The organism is Rhizobium sp. R339 (assembly GCF_002211395.1).
Taxonomy (GTDB): Bacteria; Pseudomonadota; Alphaproteobacteria; order Rhizobiales; family Rhizobiaceae; genus Rhizobium.
This window is the reverse complement of sequence record NZ_LOKV01000007.1, coordinates 26891-49444: the sequence shown is the minus strand read 5'-3', so window position 1 is coordinate 49444 and position 22554 is coordinate 26891. Positions and strand designations below refer to the sequence as shown.

The 22554-nt window shown below is 63.2% G+C and carries 22 protein-coding genes; 11 read left to right on the top strand and 11 right to left on the bottom strand.

The annotated features are described in order from the left end of the window. Nucleotides 1-2: 2 nt before the first annotated feature. From ATY76_RS10895 to ATY76_RS10855, 10 genes are all read right to left on the bottom strand, one after another. Nucleotides 3-1304: a sugar ABC transporter permease gene (locus tag ATY76_RS10895; protein ID WP_088674783.1), complete on the bottom strand. Its 1302-nt coding sequence runs from the start codon at nucleotides 1302-1304 to the stop codon at nucleotides 3-5. A 64-nt stretch (nucleotides 1305-1368) separates the two neighbouring features. Continuing rightward, nucleotides 1369-2715 carry an extracellular solute-binding protein gene (locus ATY76_RS10890; protein ID WP_088674782.1) on the bottom strand — a complete coding sequence of 449 codons (1347 nt, stop codon included), beginning with the start codon at nucleotides 2713-2715 and terminating at the stop codon, nucleotides 1369-1371. 270 nt (nucleotides 2716-2985) lie between these two features. After that, the gene (locus ATY76_RS10885) at nucleotides 2986-3816 is read right to left on the bottom strand and encodes a xylose isomerase (RefSeq protein ID WP_088674781.1); all 831 of its coding nucleotides are present in this window, start codon (nucleotides 3814-3816) and stop codon (nucleotides 2986-2988) included. Further along, nucleotides 3816-5021 carry an FAD-dependent oxidoreductase gene (locus tag ATY76_RS10880; RefSeq protein ID WP_088674780.1) on the bottom strand — a complete coding sequence of 402 codons (1206 nt, stop codon included), beginning with the start codon at nucleotides 5019-5021 and terminating at the stop codon, nucleotides 3816-3818. Before ATY76_RS10880 ends, ATY76_RS10885 begins: the two co-directional genes overlap by 1 nt. 59 nt (nucleotides 5022-5080) lie before the next feature. Beyond that, entirely contained in the window at nucleotides 5081-6025 is a 945-nt protein-coding gene (locus tag ATY76_RS10875; RefSeq protein WP_088674779.1) for a substrate-binding domain-containing protein, read from the bottom strand. Nucleotides 6026-6097: 72 nt separating this feature from the next. After that, nucleotides 6098-6409, bottom strand: coding sequence for a MocE family 2Fe-2S type ferredoxin (locus ATY76_RS10870; protein ID WP_088674778.1), 312 nt, complete (start codon nucleotides 6407-6409; stop codon nucleotides 6098-6100). Then, nucleotides 6406-7440 carry a sterol desaturase family protein gene (locus ATY76_RS10865; RefSeq protein WP_088674777.1) on the bottom strand — a complete coding sequence of 345 codons (1035 nt, stop codon included), beginning with the start codon at nucleotides 7438-7440 and terminating at the stop codon, nucleotides 6406-6408. Before ATY76_RS10865 ends, ATY76_RS10870 begins: the two co-directional genes overlap by 4 nt. A gap of 167 nt (nucleotides 7441-7607) precedes the next feature. Then, entirely contained in the window at nucleotides 7608-8609 is a 1002-nt protein-coding gene (locus ATY76_RS10860; protein WP_088674776.1) for a LacI family DNA-binding transcriptional regulator, read from the bottom strand. A 122-nt stretch (nucleotides 8610-8731) separates the two neighbouring features. Beyond that, the gene (locus ATY76_RS33155; protein WP_141105003.1) at nucleotides 8732-8908 is read right to left on the bottom strand and encodes a DUF4158 domain-containing protein; all 177 of its coding nucleotides are present in this window, start codon (nucleotides 8906-8908) and stop codon (nucleotides 8732-8734) included. Between the two features lie 21 nt (nucleotides 8909-8929). Further along, nucleotides 8930-9823: an NAD(P)/FAD-dependent oxidoreductase gene (locus tag ATY76_RS10855; protein WP_088674775.1), complete on the bottom strand. Its 894-nt coding sequence runs from the start codon at nucleotides 9821-9823 to the stop codon at nucleotides 8930-8932. A gap of 204 nt (nucleotides 9824-10027) precedes the next feature. On the opposite strand from ATY76_RS10855, the gene ATY76_RS10850 reads away from it, so the two are divergent. The 4 genes from ATY76_RS10850 to ATY76_RS10835 all read left to right on the top strand — a co-directional run bounded on the left by ATY76_RS10850 (nucleotide 10028) and on the right by ATY76_RS10835 (nucleotide 13300). Beyond that, nucleotides 10028-10684 carry a TetR/AcrR family transcriptional regulator gene (locus tag ATY76_RS10850; RefSeq protein ID WP_088674893.1) on the top strand — a complete coding sequence of 219 codons (657 nt, stop codon included), beginning with the start codon at nucleotides 10028-10030 and terminating at the stop codon, nucleotides 10682-10684. Between the two features lie 25 nt (nucleotides 10685-10709). After that, entirely contained in the window at nucleotides 10710-11573 is an 864-nt protein-coding gene (locus tag ATY76_RS10845) for a class I SAM-dependent methyltransferase (protein WP_088674774.1), read from the top strand. A 185-nt stretch (nucleotides 11574-11758) separates the two neighbouring features. Next, nucleotides 11759-12217, top strand: coding sequence for a YbaK/EbsC family protein (locus tag ATY76_RS10840; protein WP_088674773.1), 459 nt, complete (start codon nucleotides 11759-11761; stop codon nucleotides 12215-12217). An 81-nt stretch (nucleotides 12218-12298) separates the two neighbouring features. Next, nucleotides 12299-13300, top strand: coding sequence for a Tim44 domain-containing protein (locus ATY76_RS10835; protein WP_088674772.1), 1002 nt, complete (start codon nucleotides 12299-12301; stop codon nucleotides 13298-13300). Between the two features lie 51 nt (nucleotides 13301-13351). On the opposite strand, the gene ATY76_RS10830 is transcribed toward ATY76_RS10835, so the two are convergent. Then, the gene (locus ATY76_RS10830) at nucleotides 13352-14383 is read right to left on the bottom strand and encodes a hydroxyacid dehydrogenase (RefSeq protein ID WP_088674771.1); all 1032 of its coding nucleotides are present in this window, start codon (nucleotides 14381-14383) and stop codon (nucleotides 13352-13354) included. 298 nt (nucleotides 14384-14681) lie between these two features. On the opposite strand from ATY76_RS10830, the gene ATY76_RS10825 reads away from it, so the two are divergent. The 7 genes from ATY76_RS10825 to cydX all read left to right on the top strand — a co-directional run bounded on the left by ATY76_RS10825 (nucleotide 14682) and on the right by cydX (nucleotide 22528). Further along, nucleotides 14682-15281: a HupE/UreJ family protein gene (locus tag ATY76_RS10825; RefSeq protein ID WP_088674770.1), complete on the top strand. Its 600-nt coding sequence runs from the start codon at nucleotides 14682-14684 to the stop codon at nucleotides 15279-15281. A gap of 290 nt (nucleotides 15282-15571) precedes the next feature. After that, nucleotides 15572-16150, top strand: a complete 579-nt coding sequence (locus ATY76_RS10820) for a GbsR/MarR family transcriptional regulator (protein ID WP_088674769.1) — start codon at nucleotides 15572-15574, stop codon at nucleotides 16148-16150. Nucleotides 16151-16154: 4 nt separating this feature from the next. Next, nucleotides 16155-17885: a thiol reductant ABC exporter subunit CydD gene (cydD, locus tag ATY76_RS10815; protein ID WP_088674768.1), complete on the top strand. Its 1731-nt coding sequence runs from the start codon at nucleotides 16155-16157 to the stop codon at nucleotides 17883-17885. After that, nucleotides 17882-19573: an ATP-binding cassette domain-containing protein gene (locus ATY76_RS10810; RefSeq protein WP_088674767.1), complete on the top strand. Its 1692-nt coding sequence runs from the start codon at nucleotides 17882-17884 to the stop codon at nucleotides 19571-19573. The genes cydD and ATY76_RS10810 overlap by 4 nt, the downstream gene beginning before the upstream one ends. Nucleotides 19574-19650: 77 nt before the next feature. Further along, a complete protein-coding gene (locus ATY76_RS10805) occupies nucleotides 19651-21231 on the top strand; it encodes a cytochrome ubiquinol oxidase subunit I (RefSeq protein WP_088674766.1) in 1581 nt (526 codons plus the stop codon). A 6-nt stretch (nucleotides 21232-21237) separates the two neighbouring features. Continuing rightward, nucleotides 21238-22392: a cytochrome d ubiquinol oxidase subunit II gene (gene cydB, locus ATY76_RS10800; protein ID WP_088674765.1), complete on the top strand. Its 1155-nt coding sequence runs from the start codon at nucleotides 21238-21240 to the stop codon at nucleotides 22390-22392. Between the two features lie 13 nt (nucleotides 22393-22405). Continuing rightward, entirely contained in the window at nucleotides 22406-22528 is a 123-nt protein-coding gene (gene cydX, locus ATY76_RS10795; protein WP_088674764.1) for a cytochrome bd-I oxidase subunit CydX, read from the top strand. Nucleotides 22529-22554: the final 26 nt, after the last annotated feature.

Here is a 22554-nt window from a genome sequence, read left to right as displayed (position 1 = left end):
GGTCAATCCTCTATCAGGGGCTTGGCGACAAGCGTGCCGTAGTTGAAGACGCGGAGATAGAGGAGCGACAGCACCACGCCGATGACGACGAGCACCAGCGCCATAGCCGCGCCCAGCCCGTATTCGAGATTGCCGGCATAATTTCTGAGCGCCGTGTGATAGGCGGCGAGCGCCCAGACTTCGGTCGCGTTGCCCGGCCCGCCATTGGTGGCGAGCAGGATTTCATTGAAGGAGGCGAGCAGCGACAGCGTCTGATAGCAGGTGACGAAGAGGATCGGCCAGCGCATCTGCGGCAGGATGATGTAGCGGATCTGCTGCCAGCGCGAAGCGCCGTCGACCTCGCTCGCATGGAACTGGCTCTTCGGAATGGCCTTCATCGCTGAGGAGAACACCAGCATGCCCATCGAGGCACCGATGAAGCCGTTGATCAGCACGACGAAGAACCAGGCATTATAAGCGGTGTCGAGAAGGTAGTTCTTCGGGGGATAGCCGAACTTGCCCATCAGGACGGAGATGAAACCGGTATCCCAAGCGAGCCATTTCCACAGCATCACATAGATGACGACGGGGGTTATGCGCGGCAGGAGCCAGATCCCGCGGAAGATCGAGGCGGGCGCCGGCGGCATGTAATGTGTCAAGACCGCCAGCACCAGCGCATAACCGACATTGAAGAGCGTCAGCACCAGCGCGACGTAGAGCGCGGTGTTGAAGAGCACCCGCGCCATGTCGGGCGAGGTGGCGATGCGTTTGAAATTGTCTGATGTCCAGGTCCAGCCGGTATAGGTGGCCTCGGCCACCTTTTCCTTCTGTTCCGGCGTCAGCTTGAGACCGAGGGTGTCCAGCGCCGAAAACAGCTTCTCCTTGCTGTCGAAGCGGGTGTTGACGACGGAGCGGTTGAACTGTTCGGAGATTTGCTTGACCTCGCGCGTCGAAGGCCGGTCGGCGAGGTCCTTGATCATGCGCTCGGCTTCGCGGCGCGTCGGGAAGACCTCGCCGGCATGTTTGGCGCGCAGCTCCGCGGCGATACCCGGCGCAAAGCCGAGACCCTCCACGGCCTTGAGGCCCGCCTCGTCGATCGCGTAGCGTGGTTCGGCCATCTCGGCGGCGATGTCCGGCATGGCCGATTTCAGTACGATCAGGGAATTCGGCGCGATCTGGTAGACGCCGCCGGAAATACCGGTGGCGGTCGTCATATTGGTCATCGAGAAGACCGCCGTCAGAACGACCGGCAGCAGGAAGAAGAGGACGATCATGACCGCGGCGGGCGCGATCATCACCAGTCCGAGCCTTCTGGACGATTTCATGGAAGCCTCCTCGCGGGACCAATCGGGCGGCGGGGCCGCCGCCGCCCGGAAGGATGCTTCTGTTTTAGCGAATGACGATTTTGTCGCCGAGCGTGTTTTTCAGCTCGCTTTCGGCATCGCCGATGGCGGCGTCGACGGTCTTGTCGCCGGTCCAGGACGCCTGAAGGTTCTTCCACATGATGTTCCAATAGGTGCCGAAATCGGAATTGTTCGGCATCGCATTGGCATGCGGCAGCAGGCGTTCGGTGGCTTCGCGAGCCCAGCGGTCGTCCGCGTAGAAATCCACTTCGGCTTCGGCTTCGGAAATGCCGAGATGGGCGGATTTGATCGCATGCAGCGCGTTGATGCGCGGCTCGGAGGCGATCGTGATCAGCTGGGCGGCGATCTGCGTATCTTCTTCGCTGTGTCCTGCAGTCACCATGTAGACGAGCGGATGCGTCAGCGTGTTGGCCTTGCCGCCCTCGCCGGCCGGGATCAGCGTGAAGACGATGTTATCGAAGAAATCCTTCAGGCCTTCCTGGTTGACGAGGCGGGCGTAATGCCAGGTGCCGGCGTCCCAGATGCCGGCCTTGCCGGTGGCGACTTCCTTCCACCATTGATCACCCGGCATGCCGATGTGGTTTTTCTTGGTGACGCCCGACTTAACGGCATCGGCGATGAACTGATAGGTGCGGGTCATGGCCGCCTTGTCGAAGACGAGCTTGCCGTTTTCTTCCATCGTGCCGCCGAAGCTGGTGTAGAACTGCCAATAGTCCGGGCCGTTGCTTGGGCGCGGATAGAAGCCGTAGCCGGGCTGGACGAGGCCCTTGTCCTGCATCTTCTTGGCGTCTTCGAGCACGTTCTTCATGGTGTACTTGCCATCCTGAACGTTCTGCGGCAGCGCATCGAGATCGGCGTCGCTATAGCCGATCGCCTTCATGTAAGGCTTCCAGAAGAACATCGGGCGGGATTCGGCATCCTGCGGAATGCCGTAGACCGCGCCGTTGTAGGAGGCGATCTGCATCAGGTTCTCGTAGATGCCGTTGAGCGGCCAGGCGTCGAGATCGACGTGATCCTCGATCGGAACGATGAGGCCGGCCTGCGACCAGGGCGCGATGTCTTCATGACCGCTGGCGACGATGTTCGGGGCGGTCTTGGCTTCCGCGGCAAGCGTCAGCGCCTGTTTGAAATCGTCCCAGCCGGAATAGGCCTTCTTCTCGATGGTTATCTTCAGGTCTTCACCCTTGAGCGCGGCTTGGCGCTGCAGCTGCTGGGCTGCGATCTCGATGGCGTCGAGGCGATAGACGTCGTTCGGGCCGGTGCCGCCGGCCCAGACGCTGATGGTAACGTCCTTGGCGAGTGCAAATGCGGAAGTCGAAGCCAGGATGGCGGCCGCAACGGTGAGGGACTTCAGTGTCGGCAAAATGGTCATTTTCTTCATCTCCCCAGAAGAGCAGTGTGAGGCCTCTTTGACGGGTCATCACTGGTGTTGACGACCGCTCCGAAAGACCCACGAAAACGTGACAAGTCCCGCTCTATGGGCTGAACGTAACGACCGAATGACAAAATTGAGCACGTGTGCAAAAATTATTATGACGATGTTGGAGACGCGGTCAACTCCCGGCGGAAGCACCAGATCGGTTGCGCGTGGAAATCCTTGCCGAAGAGATGAAATCAGCCTGAATGGAGGCCGCCCGGCGGCCTATCCGATCTCCGCCCAGAGTTCGCGGAGCATCTGGCGAAGCAGCAGTGCCTCCGTCCATCGATTGGTGGTATCGTTGCCGTCGGCGCCGGTGATCGCATAGGGCTTTGGCCCCAATTCGCAGGTAAAGACCAGCGCATCGTCGGCGCCGGCGCGATTGCGCCATTCCCGCATGCCGTAGCTCCACCATTGCAGAAACAGGTCGACCCAGGGGCGATGGTGCGGAAACGAGATCTCGATCTGAACCTGTTCGCGCGACGCGACCCTGCCGTGAAAAGCCCGGGCGTTGCGCAGGATGCGATGGATCATGGCGTGATTTTCCGCATCGACCGGATAGTCAAACTCGCGCGCGACGAGGAAATGCGAGAGGTCGGCAAGCAGCGGCAGGTCGGGGCGCCGGTCGAGCAGGTCGAGCGTGAAGAACAGATCCGACGTCATCCTGTCGCGATGGGTTTCGATGAAGACAGGAATGCCGGCCTCTTCCGCAAGCTGCATCCAGCCGTCTAGCAGCGGCAGGCAATTCGCGACACGGCGCGGGCGGATATCGGGCTGCAGGTTGATGTGGCTGACCGGAAATTCTCCGGCAAGTTCGAGCGGCAGATGCAGATCCTCGACGCTGCGGGGAAAGCAGGTCCCTTCGATCTTCAAGCCCGTGCCGCAGATTGCATCGTTCAGGCGTTCGACGTCGCGACGGTTGGTATAGTGCGCGCTGATGCCGTCGAACCCCGCCTCCGCGATCATCGCGATGTTTTCGTCGAGGCTGCGCTCGTAACCGTCCGTATCCCTGCGCTCCATTGCCCAGAGCGACTGGAAGATCAGCAGTCGTTGCATCACGCCGCCCTGGCGCTCTTCAGCAGCGCTTTGAGGTTCACACCGGGATCGGCGAGTGCCGCCGGGTCGGGTTCGACGCCGGCGGCGATGAGCATCTCCGCCAGCTTGATCTCCTTTGCCAGGCTGTTGCCACGGCCCAGAGCCGCGGCAGCCACGAGCCGGCTTCCGTCGAGGTAGAATTCGAGTTCTCCCTCCGGCAGCGCACGGACCACGCTTCGGTGCGCCGGCTGCGGCAGTCCGGCCACCTGAAGCCCGAGATCGTATTGATCGGACCAAAACCACGGGATTGCGGCAAATGCATCCTGAGCGCCGGTCATATTGCGTGCGGCAATCTCGGCCTGGGCCCTTGCGTTTCGCCAGCTTTCGAAACGAATGTGCCCTCCCCCGGGTTGGACGATCGCCGCGCAATCGCCCGCCGCGAAAATATTCGGCCTGCTGGTTCGAAGGCAGGCGTCGGCCAGAATTCCGTTGCCCGTCGCCAGTCCCGCATCCAGTGCCAGAGCGGTCTCCGGAATAACGCCGATCGCACCGATGACGAGATCGCCTTGCACCACATCGCCGCCGGCCAGCACGACGCCATCTCCGGTGATTTCGGCAATACCCCGCTCCAGATAGAATTCGACGCCTTCGGCGGCATGCCTGGCATGCAGCTTTTCGGCGAAGCGCGAGGGAACGGCACGTCCGAGCGGCTTTGGCGCCGCTTCGATGACGCTGACCGCGATGCCTTTGCCGCGAAAGACCGCAGCAAGCTCCATGCCGATCAGGCCGCCGCCGATGATCGCGACGCTTGCGCCCGAGCCGACATTGGCGAATATCGCTTCGGCGTCGGTGTGGGTGCGGAAGTCGAGCACGCGCTCGGCGCCGGGGCAGGCAAGCCGCCTCGGGCGCGCGCCTGTCGCAAGAAGCAATTTTTCATAGGGCAATACGCTTCCGTCGCTCAAGGCGACGGTGCCTGCATCGGCATCGAGCTTCAGGGCCGACACGCCCTTGGCATAGTCGATGCCGGCGGCTGCCAGGCTATCGAGCGTGCAGATCAGTTTCATCTGCGCCGTCTCGCCCATCGGCTTTGACAGCGGCGGCCGTTCGTAAGGCAGGTGGGGCTCGGCTCCAACAAGCGTGACCGGTCCGGAATATCCCGCCTCGCGAAGCGCGAATGCCGCGCGTGTGCCGCATTCGCCCGCGCCGATGATGACAATGCCGTTCATGCAGGTCTCCATAAAAGAGCGGCCGGCGCTCGTGAGGAGGAGACGCCGGCCGGGGAGGATCAGTTCTTTTTCGCGTATTCGACCATGTTCTTCGGCGTGACCAGTTCGAAAGGCACCCAGACCTCCTTGTCGACGCTGTTGCCTTTTGCCAGGGCGACGGCTGCATCCACCGCACTTGCCGCCTGTTGTTTGGCGTTTTGGAAGACCGTCACGTCAAGATCGCCCGCCGCCATCGCGGCCAGCGCATCCTGCGTCGCGTCGATACCGACGACGATGACATCGTCCATCGATACGCCGGAGGCCTTGAGCGCCTGAATGGCGCCAAGCGCCATCTCGTCATTATTGGCGAAGATGAGGTCGATCGGCCGGCCGGCCGTGATCCAGTTCGTGGTCAGGTCCATTGCGTTGGTGCGCGTCCATGCGGCGGTTTGTTCGTCGGCGATGGTGACGCCCTTGCAATCGCCGGCCGCCAGCGTTTCCTTGACCGACGAGGTGCGGTCGCGCGAGGCCTGATGCGCCAGATCGCCCATCAATATGTAAGCCTGCGCGTCGTTCGCCTTGCCGTTTTTCTTCAGAAGCTCGCAGGCGGCTTCGGCGCCGTGCTTGCCGGAGTCGGTCTCCTTCGATCCGACATAGGCCTGCTTTTCCGGGAGATGAGCGATATTTTCCGGCTCGAGATTGAGGTAGACGAGCGGGATTCCGGCCTTCCGGGCCGCCTCGCTGATGCCGGTGGCGGCAGATGTATCGGCGAGCGTCATGATGATCGCATCCACCCCTGACGCGATGAAATTGTCCACCTGGCTGCGCTGTCTGGAAACGTCGGTCTGCGCATCCTCGATCTGAAGGCTGACGCCGTTCAGCTTGGACGCCTGTGCCTGAAGTCCCTCGCGCAGCAGCGTCTGGAAGTTGTTGTCGAAACTCTGCATGGACACGCCGATCGTCTCGGCCGAGGCAGCAGTCGTCGTCAGGGCGGCCAGGACGGCCGCCACACAGATGGATTTCATGTTTTCCTCCCAATGGGCGCCGGGCCGCCCCAACCGTTCCGGAGACCGCTCAGGCCTGCCGATGTTGCGGGCTCAGGTGAGAGCCACGCGAACCTCCCCGTCGACCACTTCGGCCGGATAGATTTTCAGGTTCTCGCAGGCGGGAAGCCTCAGCGCCTCGCCAGTGCGATAGTCGAAAGCGCCGGAATGTTTGGGACATTCCACCTCGAAATCCATGACCAGCCCGTCTGCCAGATGGATCGCCTCGTGCGTGCAGAGGCCGGCCGTGCAATAGACGCTGTCGTCGGGGCCGCGATAGATGGCGTAGGTGCGGCTGCCATGATCGAAGCGGATGGCGCCTTCCTGCTCGATGTCGTCGAGCTTGCAAGCAGTGATCCAGCTCATTCGGCCGCTCCGGTGATTTCCATGCGGGCTTTGCGGGCCGCGAGTTTCTCCTTCCGCCGGCGATAGCGCTCCTGCATCAGGGCTTCGCCTTCGGGCGAGCCGTCGTGCCAGGTGCCGAACCACTTATCGAGCGGGATCAGCGCATCGCCGTAATTCACCTCGAAGTATTTGTGGTGCAGGTAATGCGCATAGGCATGGCTGTCGACGAGCTTGTCCCCGCCGATTTCGACCTTGTCGAAGCCCACATGGCCGGGAATGGCGCCGAAGCCGGCATAATGCAGCTGGTAGAGCATGAGGATCGGATTGGACGGCAGGATGAGGTGATAGAAAGCCGTGCCGAGATAGAGCAGGTGCTCGATTGGATGCATCGACAGCGATGACCAGGGCGAGGGATTGACCGAGTTATGGTGGACCGAATGCACCCACTTGTAGAGGAAAGGCGTATGAATGAGCCTGTGGATGCAGAAGAAGTGGAACTCGTGAATGATCGGCACGACGAGCGCAACGAGGGCAAGCGTCCAGGGGCGCTCCGTAAAGCTCAGCCAAGGCGCGTAACCGTTGGCGTAGGCCCACAGCATGGCAGCCTCGATCGCCGTCCAGATCGTCACGCCCGATAGGAAGGTGCGCAGCATGTTGTCGACGTTCTGGCGCTCGAACCAGAAGGCTTTGTTCTTCTGCTCGGACGGAAATTTTCCATTGTACTTGAAGCGGTTTTCCTGCCGCTTCAGCACATAGAGATGCACCTCGAAGGCGCCGTAGAAGAGCAAGACGCAGATCGCGTTGACCGCATACAGCCAGGCGATCCAGCCGATGCCGAGTGTCTGCATCGTTTCCATCGGCGGGATGACCCAGGCCCAATAAGCGACGGCGGAAGCGGCGAAAATCGCATTCCAGGGAAAGAAGTAATGCGGCAGCCATTTCAGGATCGCCACCAGCCGCGGCGGAAACGCAAACAGCGGGGCGGTTTCGGCCGGCTGGTTCGGCGCCCAGTCGCCGCGCTTGTTGCGCGTGCCGAATTTCAGATCGTCCATTGCTCTCTCCTCCGGGCGGATGGGAACCTCCCGTCCGCATATGTATCTTGATCGGAGGAGCGCGCTTTTCGCGCCGGGATGTCGCGGCTTTCGACGCCTGCTCTCCTCCTGTCTTGAAAGTAGCAGGAGACCTTCGCGGCGACGAAGCCATTCTTGATCAAATTAGATCAAGCGCTTTCCTTAGTGATTGTGATGAAGCGGATGGGCGCGCGATCCGGCTCGATGTCGGTCAAGCCGGTCCGGCGCAGGATCAGATCGAGCGATCGCCTGGCCTGCGCCTCGGGCGCCTGGTCCAGCACCACATCCATGATACCGTCCTGCAGGGCGCTGCGGGTATAGTCAGTGAGCTCGTGACCGACGAAAAAGATGCCGCGCTCGCGCGCCTGCCGCCGCAGCACGCTGATCAGCGCGGAATTGCCGCCGCCGGCATTGTAGAGGCCGGCAAGGTCCGGATACATCTGCAACGCCGAGGACAGGAGTTCAGCGCCGAGATGCTCTTCGTCGAGGCCGAACCCTAGGCACTGGAAGCTGGTGGCGCCGGAGTGCTCGAGAAAATAGTCCGAAAAGCCGCGGATGCGATCCCGGTGCACCTGATAGATCGGATGACAGATTGCAAAGACGGGACCGGTCCGCCGCGCCATTCGGCTGGTGAAGAGCGCCGCCGTCCGGCCGGCGGCATAATTGTCTATGCCGACGAATTCGCCTGTCCGTTCCGAGGCGCGGGTGACGACGTGGACCACCGGCAAGCCCTGGGCGCTGACCTTCTCGACGGCCGCGCCGATCACGGGATTGCTCGGCACCGCCAGGATCAGGCCGGCGCGCCGCTGGCCGGCCGACAGAATGCGGCGCGCGATTTCCTCCGGCTTCATCTCTTCAGTAAAGCTGCGATGCACGATGACAAGCGGGTCGAGGGTTGCCGCGATCCTCTCGAAGGCCGCGGAAAGTCGCTGGTAGAAGGTCGTTTCAGGACGCACCATCAACACCTCTATGCGCAGCAGGCCGCGATGGGTGTCCGGGAGCTTACGGGGGTAATCCAGCGCGCGCGCGGCAATGATCACCTTCTCCACCAGTTCAGGGCGCACGCCGCCGCGCCCGTTCAGGACCCGCTCGACGGTTGCTGTTCCGACGCCCGCCTGGCGGGCGATGTCCCGATAGTTCGGCTTGCTCACTTTGCGATCCTCAAAGGACTCCGGCAGATTGGGGCTCCGTGGGCATTTCTGCAATAATACCCGCTAAGGGAATCTGAAGTTCTCTGTTCGCGCGGATCGGCCTGAAACCTTCGAGGGGTCGGTCAAAGAATGATGGCGTTGATGACGAGGAGATTTCGCGACCGACGATGCGCCTTGGCGAAAGCGACATCCTCGACAGAGAGCGCGTAACGCGCCAGGGCTCTTTCATAAACGTCGGGCGGCTCGAACAGAGTGGTGCGCGACTGCGCATGGAGGAAGGGGATCGCAGCCCGCGGCACCGGGGACGAGATTCTCTGCTCTCAAACCAGCATCGACTGCTGGGCGAAGATACCCGCCATCGCGCCTTGCCATGATGCCGTAGTGACCGAGGGCATTCCGGGGTTGGCGAGGTCGCCGGCGGCGTAGATACCCGGCATGTTGGTCTCGCGGCGCTCATCGACCTTGAGGGCGATGCCGCTGGGCGTATCGACTGTGGCGAGGCCCAGCGATTCATGCAGGCTGGCTGACGGCTTGTTGCGCGGATGCGCGAACAGGATGTCGACCGCGACATCGGGGCCGATATCGATTTTGACAGTGGCGCTATGGCCTCCGTGACGAGCGATCCCGGTGATCCGACCCTCGACGACAGGGATGCTGCGGCGAGCCAGATCGGCCCGGATATCGGGCGGAATGTCGTGACCATCGGCGAACAGCGTCAACCTGTCGGTCCAATCGTGGAAAAGCCTGACCTGATTGTGCGACTGCCGGCCGGACCAGACGAGGCCCCAATGCTGGCCGGCGACTTCGAAGCCGTCGCAATAGGGGCACGGCACGATCGACGTACCCCAGCTTTCGGCAAAGCCCGGAACATCAGGCATCTGGTCCGCAATGCCGTAGCTCAGGATCACGCGGCGCGCCTTAAGACTTTCGCCATCGCCAGTGAGGACGTTGAAATCGTCGATGGCGCCGGAGACACTGTCGGCCCGGGCACTGACCAGCTTGATCGTGGGATAGCGCGCCAGTTGCTGCCGCGCCTCGGCCAGGATGTCCAGCGGCGGCTTGTGATCGTGGCCGAGCAGGCCATGCGAGTGGCCGGCGAAGCGGTTGCGCGGCAGGCCGGTATCGAGAACGGTGACCTTGCGGCGGGCGCGGCCGAGCTGCAGCGCGGCGGCAAGACCGGCAAAGCTGCCGCCGATGATAATGACGTCATCCATGGTGATAAGCTCCGTGCTGTTGAGGGAGTGTGATTGGTTGAGCCTTGGCGCGTCTCGTCCGCCGGTACGCATCGATATGGCCAAGCGGCTTAGAGAAGTTCGATCTGGGGGACAGGATAAAATCCGTTCTTCGGCTTGCAATTTTCCGATACTGTGTGGTATCGTAAAGCATGAATAACGATACTGTCAAGGATCTTAATGGTCGTGACCGAAAATAGTCGAGGCCGGCGCGGCCGGCCAGCCAACGAGGCGCTTGGCCAAACGATAGTCGACGCAGCATACGAACTCTTTGTGGAGTTGGGTTTTCAAGCGACGACATTGGACAAGGTCACCCAGCGAGCGAAGATATCCAAGCTCAGCATCTATCGGCACTTCGAGAACAAGGAGGCGCTGTTCAGCGCGGCCATCGCCGCCCGCTGCCATCAATTTGCACCACAGGCCCTTTTCGAAGGCATCGACGGTTCGGCTGAAGATCAGCTCATGGCGGTGGGATCATCCCTCCTTCGCACGCTGTTGAGCCCGGACGTCCGCAGTGTCGAAGCCATGGTCATGGCCGACAAGACGAATCAAAAGTCATTAAGCAAGCTCTATTACGAAGCCGGCCCCGCCCATGTCATCGCGCAGATCGAGGCCCTATTGCGTCAGTTGCACGCGAAGGCGGTTCTGAACGTGCCCGATCCTCTCCAGTCCGCCCGCTTGTTTGGCGCCCTCTTCAAAGGATCCGATCTCCTGATTACTGCACGCTTCGATGAGGCGCGAGCAGAGGACGACACCGAAATCGAAGCCTATTGCCGATCAGCCGTCACCATGTTCATCGCCGCGCACGGTGGCAGCGACCACGCGGGCGGATCACCTGGTTAAGAACGGATCAGAACAAGGATATGGCATGGCAGAGAAAAATGTTTATCAGGTAGCCGACTGGAATGGCCAAAGCGGGGAGCGCTGGGTCGCTTACCAGGCCCGGCTCGATGCCATGATGGCGGTTTTCGGCCAGGCCGCGATCGAAGCCGCCGCGCCCGCCGCGGGCGAACGCGTGCTGGACGTCGGCTGCGGCGCGGGGGCGTCTAGTCTGGATCTGGCCGGCCGCGTCGGCGCGGCGGGCCATGTGCTCGGCGTGGACATATCCGAACCGCTGATCGATAGAGCGCGCGCACTTGCGCCACAGGATACGCCGGCCCTGTTCCAGGTGGCCGACGCCAGCAGCGCCGAGCTGCCCGAGGGCGCGTTCGACATCCTGTTCTCGCGCTTTGGAGTGATGTTCTTTGACGATCCTACAGCGGCGTTCGCGCATATGCGCCGTGCGCTTAAGCCGGACGCGCGGGTCGCTTTCGTCTGCTGGCGCGGCATGGCCGAGAACGATTGGGTGCGCTTGCCGATGGGCGCGATCAAAGGCATCCTCCCGCCGACGGCGCCGCCCGATCCCGAAGCGCCCGGCCCGTTCTCTTTTGGCGACCGGGGGCGGGTGGCGCGTATCCTGACGGTGGCTGGCTTCACAGATGTCGCTATCGTGCCATTCGATGCCTCCATCCCGTTCGGCGAGGGGGAGACGCGGGACGTGGCGATCGACGACGCGGTGGAGATGACACTCGAGGTCGGCCCGCTGTCGCGCGCGCTCGCTGATCAGCCAGACGACATCCGCGCCCGCGCCTCGGCCGCGGTTCGTGCCGCCTTCGCGGACCGCCCCAGCGAGCGGTCGGTGATGATTGACGGCGCGGCATGGATCGTCACGGCGCGCAATCCGGCAAGCTGACAGGGATTAGCAGGGGGAACAGCAATGCCCACAGAACCCCAGTGTGCGGTGTCCGCGAACCATACGATGGACAGCCGCCTGATTGAAGTTTCTGGAATATCGGGCTAGGTAGCAATGCGTGAATTTTCCACGGCCGCGTCATCGCGCGGCGTTAGACGCGGTTCTTTTTCGAAGTATCCTGTCCCATGAGCCTTGAATCCGTTCGCGCCTTTCTCGGCGCCCATGCACCCGATATCGAAATCATCGAGACCGCCGAGAGTTCCTCGACGGTGGCGCTTGCTGCCGAAGCCCACGGCGTCGAGCCGGCCCAGATCGCCAAGACGATCTGCCTGCGCGTCGGCGAACAGGCGATGCTGGTCGTTGCCGGCGGCACGGCACGGCTCGACAATCGCAAGTTCAAGGATACGTTCGGGGCCAAGGCGCGCATGCTCGATGCCGAGGAAGTCGTGGCGGTGACGAGCCATCCCGTCGGCGGCGTCTGCCCGTTCGGCCTGCCGTCGCCGCTGCCGATTTACTGCGACGTCTCGCTGAAGCGCTTCGATGAAGTCGTGCCTGCGGCCGGCTCGACCAATTCAGCCGTACGCATCGCCACCGGCCGGTTGGCGGAACTGACCGGCGCGCGCTGGGTCGATGTCTGCCAGTAAAGCGGCAAAAGAACTTCAAACCCGGGAAAGACTACCTATATTAGCTCTCGATTGCCGTGGTGAGCATGACAGGAGATCAGAATGCCGGGTGCCGTTTCGCGTTTTGCCAAGTTTGCGGCGATTGCCGTACTGACGAGCGCTACCGTTTTTGCTTCGCTCGGGGATGCCGAGGCGCGCCGTGCCGGCGGCTCCGGTTTCGGCAGCCGCGGCACGCGGACCTTCCAGGCCCCGCCCGTCACCCAGACAGCGCCGACCACTGCCGCGCCGATCGAACGGTCGATGACGCCGCGCACAACTGCCCCTGCTACGGCCCAGCAGCCGCTCGGCGCCCAGCGGCCCGGTTTGTTCAACGGCTTCGGCCGCTCGATGATCGGCGGCCTGATTGCCGGCGGCCTGCTCGGCATGCTGCTCGGCCACGGTTTCGGCGGCGGCTTCGGCTTCCTCGGCATGCTGCTGCAGATCGCTCTGGTCGGCGGCGCCATCATGCTCGCCATGCGTTATTTCGCCAACCGCCGCCAGCCTTCCTATGGCGTCGGCGGCCAGAGCCGGTCCTACGGCCAGTCCTTCAACATGGCGCCGGCGAACAATTCGTCTTTCCAGATCCCGGCAATCGGCTCGGGCGCGGGTTACGGTGGACAGGCGCGCGGCAATCGGGCGAGCGATGAGATCGGGCTGGCGCAGGCCGATCTCGACCAGTTCGAGGAATTGCTGACGAACGTACAGACCGCCTACGGCGCCGAAGACTACGGCACGCTGCGCCGGCTGACGACGCCGGAGGCCATGTCCTACCTTGCCGAGGAACTCGGCGAGAACGCCACCAATGGCGTGCGCAACCGCGTCTCCGACGTCAAGCTGCTGCAGGGCGATATCGCCGAGGCGTGGCGCGAAGACGGCCAGGAATATGCGACGCTCGCCATGCGCTATTCCTCGATCGATGCCATGGTCGAGCGCGACAGCGGCCGCGTGGTTTCCGGCGACGACCGCCGTCCGAGCGAAAGCACCGAAATCTGGACCTTCGTGCGCAAGCCCGGCGCGGACTGGAAGCTTGCCGCGATCCAGGGCACCGGCCAGCGCGCCGCTTAACGCAAGCCTCTTTTCATGCCGCCCAGGCTGCCGGTCAGCCTAGGCGGCTTTTCAATTGACCGCGACCGGTTTGGAGCGCATGCGCGAGACGGTCTCGCGTTCGGCGCGTTTGCAGCGCATTGGCGGCAGGCCGCGATCCATCAGGTCCATGTCTTCGAGCACCATGTCGCCCATCTTCTTGAAGGCGCTGTCGAGTGCGCCGGCGCGGTGCGCCGAGCGGATGAATCCTTTGAGGCTGCGCACCGGATGTCCGGCCGGCAGCGGCTCCTCAGGGTAAACGTCGCTTGCCGCGACGATATGGCCGGACGAGACGGCGGCCATCAGCGCATCGAAATCGACGACATCGGCGCGGCTGAGAAGGATGAAGGCCGCGCCCTTGCGCATGCTGGCGAAGGCCTCGGCGCCAAGAAAGCCTCTGTTCTCGCTGGTGACGGCTGCGACGACGAAGACGAAATCGCTCTTCGTCAGCACATCCTCGAGGCTCGCCGGCTCGACGCCGCTTTCCTCGAGAATCGAGCCCGGCAGCCAGGGATCGAAGACTCTGATGCGCGCCCTGAAGCCGGATAGCACGCGGCGCAGCGCCCTGCCGAGATCGCCAAAGCCGATGATGCCGATCTCGGAACCTGCGACAAGCCGCGCGCTCGCATTGCCCTCCCCGCCCCAGAGCTCGCTGCCCTCGCGGAAGGCGACGTCCGCATCGACGATGCCGCGCGCCAAGGCCAGGGCGAAGCCGAGGCCGATTTCGGCGACCGGCTCGGCGAAGACCTGGCCTGTCGTCACGACATGAATGCCGCGCTGGAAGAGCACGTCATAGGGCATGTTGTTCAGGAGATTGCTCTCGACGTTGAGGATCGAGCGCAGGGCCGGCATTCTGGCGAGCGTTTCGGCCGAAAGCGGCGGCTGGCCGATGATATAGCGCGCCCTGCCGAGGATCTCGTCGCCGAGGCCGGCGATATTTTCCGGGTCGGCTTCGACGATTTCGTATTTCGCATGCAGTTCGGCGCGCGCCTTGTCGGTGAAGATCAGATCGAGCGTGCGCGGTTCGGGCGCACTGATCGCCAGGGGCCGTTCGGTATTGCTCATGGGCGTCCTCCTCTGTCTCAGTTCGACGATTGATAGCTGCTGGGCGAGGCCCTTTCCAGTTGGCGAAGCGGAATATGAGCGAGTTGGCGGTGAAATGCTTCGGTCTTGCGCAGTCTCGCGCCAGAAGAAAGCAATCGAAAGCGGCATTTGCCTATCGGATAAGCAATTGAATTGCTTGGCATTTGACAGGTTTTTCGTTGACGATGCAAATTCCTTGATCTAGCGTAATGCGCGCGACTTTGAACCATTCCTATGTTCGGCGGCGCAGGAATTTGCAATTTCACGAGGGAATCGAGCAATGAAATCAGCACTCAAGAGCGTCCTTGTTGCCTTGGCCGCCGCAGCGCTTCCGGCCATCGCCTCGGCTCATCCGGCCATCGGTGAAGCTGCCGGCTTCAGCCATGGTTTTGCTCATCCGATGTCCGGCCTCGATCATATGCTCGCAATGGTGATGGTCGGGGTTTTTGCCTTTCAGCTTGGTGGCCGCGCCACCTGGCGCGTGCCGACGACCTTCGTTCTGGTGATGGCGCTCGGCGGCGCTCTCGGCGTAGCCGGCATCAATATTCCCTTCGTTGAGACCGGCATTGCGCTTTCGGTCGTCATCCTCGGCGCCATCGTGGCGCTCAACGTCAAGGCGCCGCTCGCCGTGGCGACGGGTCTCATCGGTTTCTTCGCCATCTTCCACGGTCACGCGCATGGCGCCGAAATGCCGGAAAATGCCGCCGGCGCCGCCTATGCCGCCGGTTTCATGGTCGCGACGGCACTGCTGCACGCCGCCGGCCTCGTCCTTGGCTACGCCGTCGGGCGCGCCGGCGAACGTCAAGGCGTCCTAGTGACGCGCACGGCTGGCAGCATTGCTGCGCTTGCCGGCGTCGGCATCCTCTCCGGCTTGATCTGAGCCGGACACTATTCCAGCCGCCTCCGCAGCGGGGCGGCCGCACCTGATATCGCAGTCACCAAACGCCCGGTAACACATTGCCGGGCGTTTTTGCGTCATCTCGCAAATTGGTCCGGACTTGACTTAAGTCAAATCCAGCCGTGCCGGGTCGGGCTATATATGGTGCACGATCAACGAACCGACGGACATCCAAATTGACGCAGGCCCGCCTTGCAGATTGTCGGCCGGGTCCGAAAGTCTGTATAGTCATTTCAGAAATTTCTGAAATCACAGACGCAACGGAAATGCTCATGAACCTTCCGCCTCTTGTCCAGTCCTTCGTTCTCCATTTCGGCGAAATGGGTTCCCGCTGGGGGATCAACCGCACGGTCGGCCAGATCTATGCGCTGCTGTTCGTCTCCCCTGCACCGCTCTCCGCGGAAGAGATCGCCGATTCCCTCGGCATCTCGCGCTCCAACGTGTCGATGAGCCTGCGCGAATTGCAGGCCTGGAACCTCGTCCTGCTTAAGCACAAGCCGGATGACCGTCGCGATTTCTTCACCACGCCGGATGATGTCTGGCAGATATTGCGGACGCTCGCCGAGGAACGAAAGAAGCGCGAGGTCGATCCGACACTGTCGGTTCTGCGCGAAATCCTGATGCAGCGCCCCGCCAGCGAAGCCGAGCGCTATGCGCAGGAGCGCATGGGCGAGATGCACACGCTGATCGAACAGCTGACGCATTGGTACGAGGATGTAAAACAACTTGAAACAGAAAGGCTCGCAACGCTACTCTCGCTTGGCGCGAAAGTGACAAAGCTTCTGGAGGCCAAGGACCGGGTCATCTCGCTCGGCCGCAGCCGCCGGCCGAATCCTGCGAACAAGAGTTAGCGCCATGGGCACCGCTTTCTTCGACGCGACAAACCAACCGGAAGTCCGGCCACGGGATGACGATGCCGTCTCGCCCGGCGGCAGCGCGGCGAAGGGCCGGCTGCGCAGGGCGGCGATGCTGCAGGCGCTGGCCGCCGCCATCTGGATCCCGCAGGCGGGGTTGCTGGCCATCTCCGTCGGCCGCATCGCCGGCGGCGGCAGATTGCATGACGTTCTCTGGCCGGCTGTCGGCATCCTTCTCCTTGGATTGGCGAGGAGCTGTCTCGATGCGGCTGGCAGCCGCCTCGCCTTCCAAGCCGCGCGCGCCGAACTCAGCCGCAGACGCCGGATCGCCGTCTCGGCCCTTTCCATGTCGTCGCCGGTCGATCGCGGCCAGCCGGCATCCGGCAAAGCCGCAAGCGTAATCGGCGAGCAGGCCGAACTCATTGTTCCCTATCTCGCCCGTTTCCAGCCGGCGCGCGTGAAGGCGAGCCTCGTGCCGCTGGTCATCCTGGCCTTCATCCTGCCGGTTTCCTGGATCGCCGCGCTGGTTCTGTTGTTCGCCGCGCCGCTGATCCCTGTTTTCATGGCGCTGATCGGTTGGCGTGCCCAGGCAGCCAGCGAAAGACAGCTTGTCGCGACCGGCGGCCTTAATGGCTTTCTGCTCGATCGCCTGCGTGGACTGGCAACGATCCGGGCGCTCGATGCGGTCGATGCAACTGCGCTCAAGCTGCGGGATGAAGCCGAGTCGCTGCGCAAGCGCACCATGGCGGTGCTGAGGATCGCCTTTCTCTCTTCGGCCGTGCTCGAACTCTTCGCAGCACTCGGTGTGGCGATGATCGCCGTTTATGTCGGGTTCAGCCTGCTCGGCGAGATTCGCTTCGGCACCTGGTCAGGCCGGCTCGATCTGACGGAAGGCCTCTTTATCCTGCTGCTTGCGCCTGCTTTCTTCGAGCCGCTGCGCGAACTCTCGACCGTCTGGCACGACCGGGCGGCGGGCGAAGCGGCGCTGAAAGCGCTGGACTCCCTTGCCGTCGGCAGCTTGTCCATTCAGGGATCGGGCGAAGTGAAGGCCTCTGCAAGCGACGAGGCGCCCGCCATCCGGCTTGAAAATCTCGCCTTTCGATATGGCACCGACGCGCCGCTGATCTTCGACGGTTTCAGCCTCGATATCGCCGCCGGCGAACATCTGGCGCTGCTTGGCGCCAGCGGTTCCGGCAAGTCGACACTTCTTTCGTTGATCGCGGGGTTGGCCCCCTGCACCGACGGCCGCATCGTCATCGGCGGCGTCGAACTTGGGGATGAGACGGCGGCTGCTCTGCGCGGCGGCATGGCCTGGATCGGCCAGAAACCGCATATCTTCGCCGGCACCATCACCGGCAATATTTCGCTCGGTAGGCCCGGCACTGCGCGGGGCGACGTGGCAAAGGCGCTTGATGCCGCGAGGCTTGGAAAGGTGGCCGATGCCTATGGCAACCGGCCCCTCGGTGAAGCGGGAATCGGACTTTCCGGCGGCGAAGCGCTGCGGCTTGCGATCGCGCGGGCGGCCTGCAATCCGCATCTCAAGATCATCCTGGCCGACGAACCGACCGCGCATCTCGACGCCGCGACCGCCGCCGAAGTGACGGAAAGCCTGCTTTCGCTTGCACGCGGACGGACTTTGATCGTTGCGACCCACGATCCGCTGCTGGCTGCCCGCATGCATCGCAGCATGCGCATCGACGCCGATCTCATCATCCGGGAGGCAGCCGAATGAGCACATTTGTTGCAGACCTCAAGCCGATCCTGCGTCTCTTCCTTGCCGAACGCCGGCGCGCGCTGCTGTTTGGTGCGATGCTTTCGGCTGCGACGGTGACCGCGGGCATCGCGCTGCTCGGCCTGTCCGGCTGGTTCATCACCGCCACCGCGCTCGTCGGTCTTTCGGCGGCGGTCGCCATGACCTTCGACGTCTTTGCGCCGGCGGCCGGCATCCGCCTGCTTGCCATCGTCCGCACCGCAGCGCGTTACGGCGAAAGGCTCGCGACCCATGACGCCACGCTCGGCGTGCTTGCCGCCCTCCGCGAAAGGCTGTTTCGCGGCTTTGCCGAACCGGGCGCTGCCCGCGCCCTGCTGCATCGCCCTGCAAGGCTGCTGTTCCGGCTGACGGCCGATATCGATGCGCTCGACTCCCTCTATCTTCGTATTCTCGTGCCGGCCGTCGTGGCGGTCGGTGCGGCATTGGCCGCAAGCGGGGTGCTCGGCCTGATGCATCCGGTGTTCGGTCTTTGCTTCGGCCTCTTTCTCGCCGGCGCCGGCCTCGGCCTGCCTTTGATCGCCGGCCGCGCGGCGCGCAAACATGCGCGTAGGCGCGCCCATGGCATCGAGGCGCTGCGGTCGCGGACGATCGATCTTGTCGCCGGTCAGACCGACTTGCTGATGGCCGGCCGGCTTGATGGGCAGACAAGCGCGATCATGGCCGCCGATAATTATACCGCCCGTGCCGATGACCGGCTGAACCGTGTCGAAACCGGTCTGACATTCGGCTTCGGCCTCGTCTCCACCCTGCTGCTGACGGCGTCACTGCTCGCCGTCGCCGCTTTGGCTGAAACGAAGGCGATCACTGCGCCTGTCGCGGCCCTTGGCCTTCTCGTCGCCTTCGCGGCCGTCGAACCCTTCGCGGCGCTGCGCCGTGGCGCCCTGGAGCTCGGCCGGACGCTGCTGGCCGCGAAGCGTATCTCGCCGCGGCTTGCCGTCGCGACGGCGGCTGAACCATTGGCGCCGCCGATGCCGGGATATGCCTTTTTGCTGGCTGGTGTGACCGCCTTCCATGAACGCTCGGCCGTGCCCGCCCTTCAACATATCGACTTCGTGCTCAAGCAGGGCGAACGGCTGGCCGTCATCGGCGCCAGCGGCGCCGGCAAATCCAGCCTGCTTGCTCTGCTTTCCGGCGAATTGGCGGCGGAGGCGGGAAGCGTCGCGGCGGTGGCGGCGACCCTGCTGACGCAGCGGACGGAACTCTTCGAGGATAGCCTGTGCGGCAATCTCATCCTGGCGAACCCTGATGCGAGCGAAGCCCGTCTCCGTGATGCGCTCGCAGCCGCAGGCCTGCTTGCCGATATCGAGGCAATGCCACAGGGCATGGATACGCGGCTTGGCGAAGGCGGCCTCGGCCTTTCCGGCGGCCAGTCGCGCCGGCTGGCGCTGGCCCGACTCTTCCTGCGCGACACGCCGCTCTGGCTGCTCGACGAGCCGACCGAAGGCCTCGACGGTGCCACCGCCCGCGATGTGCTCCGGCGCCTGTCGGGGATGGCAGCGGGCCGTTCGCTTGTTATCGCGACCCATATCCGCCGCGAGGCCGCGATCGCAGACCGCATCGCCGTCATCGAAGGCGGCCGCGTTTCTGAAGTTTCGCGCCGTGGAGAGGCGGCGTTCGAAAAGGCGCTCGACCGGCTTCGGCCGGACTGAGCGAGACCTGCATGCCCTCAACCGCCACCCGGCGCTGAGGAACGCTCCGTACCCCGTGGGACCGTGGGAGAAAGACAATGGAACTAGATATCGTTGCGCTATCGCGCTTCCAATTCGCGCTGACCGCCCTTTACCACTTCCTGTTCGTGCCGCTGACGCTCGGCCTGTCCGTGCTGCTGGCGATCATGGAAACCGTCTATGTCATGACCGGCCGCCAGATCTGGCGGCAGATGACGAAATTCTGGGGCACGCTGTTCGGCATCAATTTCGTGCTCGGCGTCGCCACGGGCATCGTCATGGAATTCCAGTTCGGCATGAACTGGAGCTATTACAGCTATTATGTCGGCGACATCTTCGGCGCCCCGCTGGCGATCGAAGGCCTGATGGCCTTCTTCCTGGAGGCGACCTTCGTCGGCCTGTTCTTCTTCGGCTGGGACAAGCTGTCGAAGGTTGGCCATCTCGTCGCCACCTGGGCGGTGGCGCTCGGCTCGAACTTCTCCGCGCTTTGGATCCTCATCGCCAATGGCTGGATGCAGAACCCTGTGGGATCGGCGCTCAATCCGCAGACGATGCGCATGGAGATCACGAGTTTCTTCGACGTGGTCTTCAATCCGGTCGCCCAGGCGAAATTCGTTCATACGGTATCGGCCGGCTATGTCTGCGCCTCGATCTTCGTGCTCGGCGTCTCCGCCTGGTACGTGCTGATGGGCCGGCATATCGAGCTTGCCAAGCGCTCGATGACGGTCGCCGCCTCCTTCGGCCTGGCCTCGGCGCTTTCGGTCGTCGTACTCGGTGACGAGAGCGGTTATCTCGCGACCGAGAACCAGAAGATGAAGCTTGCCGCGATCGAGGGTATGTGGAAGACGGAGCCGGCGCCCGCCGCCTTCACCGCCTTCGGCTTCCCGGATCAGGAGGCGCGCGAGACGCATTTTGCCGTGCACATTCCCTGGGTGATGGGCCTGATCGGCACACGGTCGCTGACGACCGAGATCCCCGGCATCGACAAGCTCGAACAGCAGGCCGAGGTCCGCATTCGCGACGGCATCAAGGCCTATGACGCGCTGATGCAGATCCGTGCGGCGCCCGCGCAGGATCAGGTCGCCCAGGAAGTGCGCAGCTCCTTCGAGGATCTCGGCCATGATCTCGGCTACGCGCTTCTTCTGAAGCGCTACGTCGACGATCCGCGCCAGGCGACCGACGCGCAGATCGCTCAGGCGGCGCGCGATACCATCCCGCATGTACCGACGCTCTTCTGGTCCTTCCGCATCATGGTCGGCCTCGGCATTTTCTTCATCCTGCTGACATCAACCTTCTTCTGGCTGTCGGCGCGGCGCCATCTCGACAAGTACCCGCTGCTTCTGAGGATTGCCGTGCTGGCGATCCCGCTCCCCTGGGTCGCCATCGAGCTTGGCTGGGTGGTCGCGGAATTCGGCCGCCAGCCCTGGGTCATAGAAGGCGTGCTGCCGACGGCAGCAGCCGTCTCCAGCCTCGGCGCCGGCACCGTGCTTTTGACGATCATCGGTTTCGCCGCGCTCTACACGGTGCTGATCGTCATCGAGATGAGCCTGATGATCAAGGCGATCAGGCAGGGACCCGAGCCGGACGACGAGCCGGAAGCCGTCCTGATATCCGAAACCCTCGTCCCCGCCGCGGAGTGACCTGCCATGATCCTTCACGAACTCATCGACTACGAAACCCTGCGCCTCATCTGGTGGCTGCTGCTCGGCGTGATATTGATCGCTTTTGCAACGACAGGCGGCTTCGATCTCGGCGTCGGCACGCTTCTGCCCTTTGTCGCCAGGACCGACGCGGAGCGGCGCGTGGCGATCAATACGATCGGCGCCACCTGGGAAGGCAACCAGGTCTGGCTGATCCTCGGCGGCGGCGCCATCTTCGCCGCCTGGCCGCCGCTTTACGCGGTCTCCTTCTCGGGCTTCTATCTCGCCATGTTCGCGATCCTTTTCGCGCTCATCCTGCGCCCGGTCGGCTTCAAATACCGGTCGAAACGAGAAAGCGTCCGTTGGCGAAACGGCTGGGACTGGGCGCTTTTCATCGGCGGCTTCGTGCCGGCGCTGATCTTCGGCGTTGCTGTCGGCAACGTGCTGCAGGGCGTGCCCTTCCGCTTTGCCGACGATATGCGGATCTTCTACGAAGGCTCGTTCTTCGCTTTGCTCAACCCCTATGCCCTGCTCTGCGGCCTGTTGTCCGTCGCCATGCTGACGATGCATGGTGCGGCCTGGCTGGTCCTGAAGGCGAGCGGGCCGGTTGCGGAGCGCGCAAGAAGCTATGGCAGTATCGCCGCCCTTGCCGCAATCGTGCTCTTTGCCCTTGGCGGCCTCTTCCTGTGGATCGGCGTTGGCGGCTATCGCATCACCAGCGATATCAGCCCGATCGGACCGTCAAACCCGCTGTTGAAGAGCGTGGTGATCGAGAACGGCGCATGGCTTGCCAATTACAGCGCCCATCCGTGGATGATCGTGGCGCCCGTCCTCGGCTTTGCCGGTGCGGCACTGGCCTTCCTCGCCATGCGGGCCGGGCGCGAGGTGATGACGCTGATCTTCAGCAAGGTGGCGATACTAGGCATCATCTCGACGGTCGGTCTGGCGATGTTCCCGTTCATCCTGCCCTCCTCGCTCGATCCGCGGTCGAGCCTGACGGTCTGGGATGCATCCTCCAGCCATTTGACGCTGTTCATCATGCTTGTCGTGACGGTGATCTTCCTGCCGATCATCGTCGCCTACACGGCCTGGGTCTACAAGGTTTTGTGGGGCAAGGTCGACGAGAAGTCGGTCACCGATAAGAGCAGCCACGCCTACTGAGGGAGACGAAACGATGTGGTATTTCGCATGGATCCTCGGCCTGCCGCTGGCAGCCGCCTTCGCTGTCCTCAACGCTATGTGGTATGAGTTGATGGACGACGCCGCCAAGAAGAAGGCGTCCGAAGGGATGAAGTAAATATGAAAGGGCGCGGTTTCGAGCCG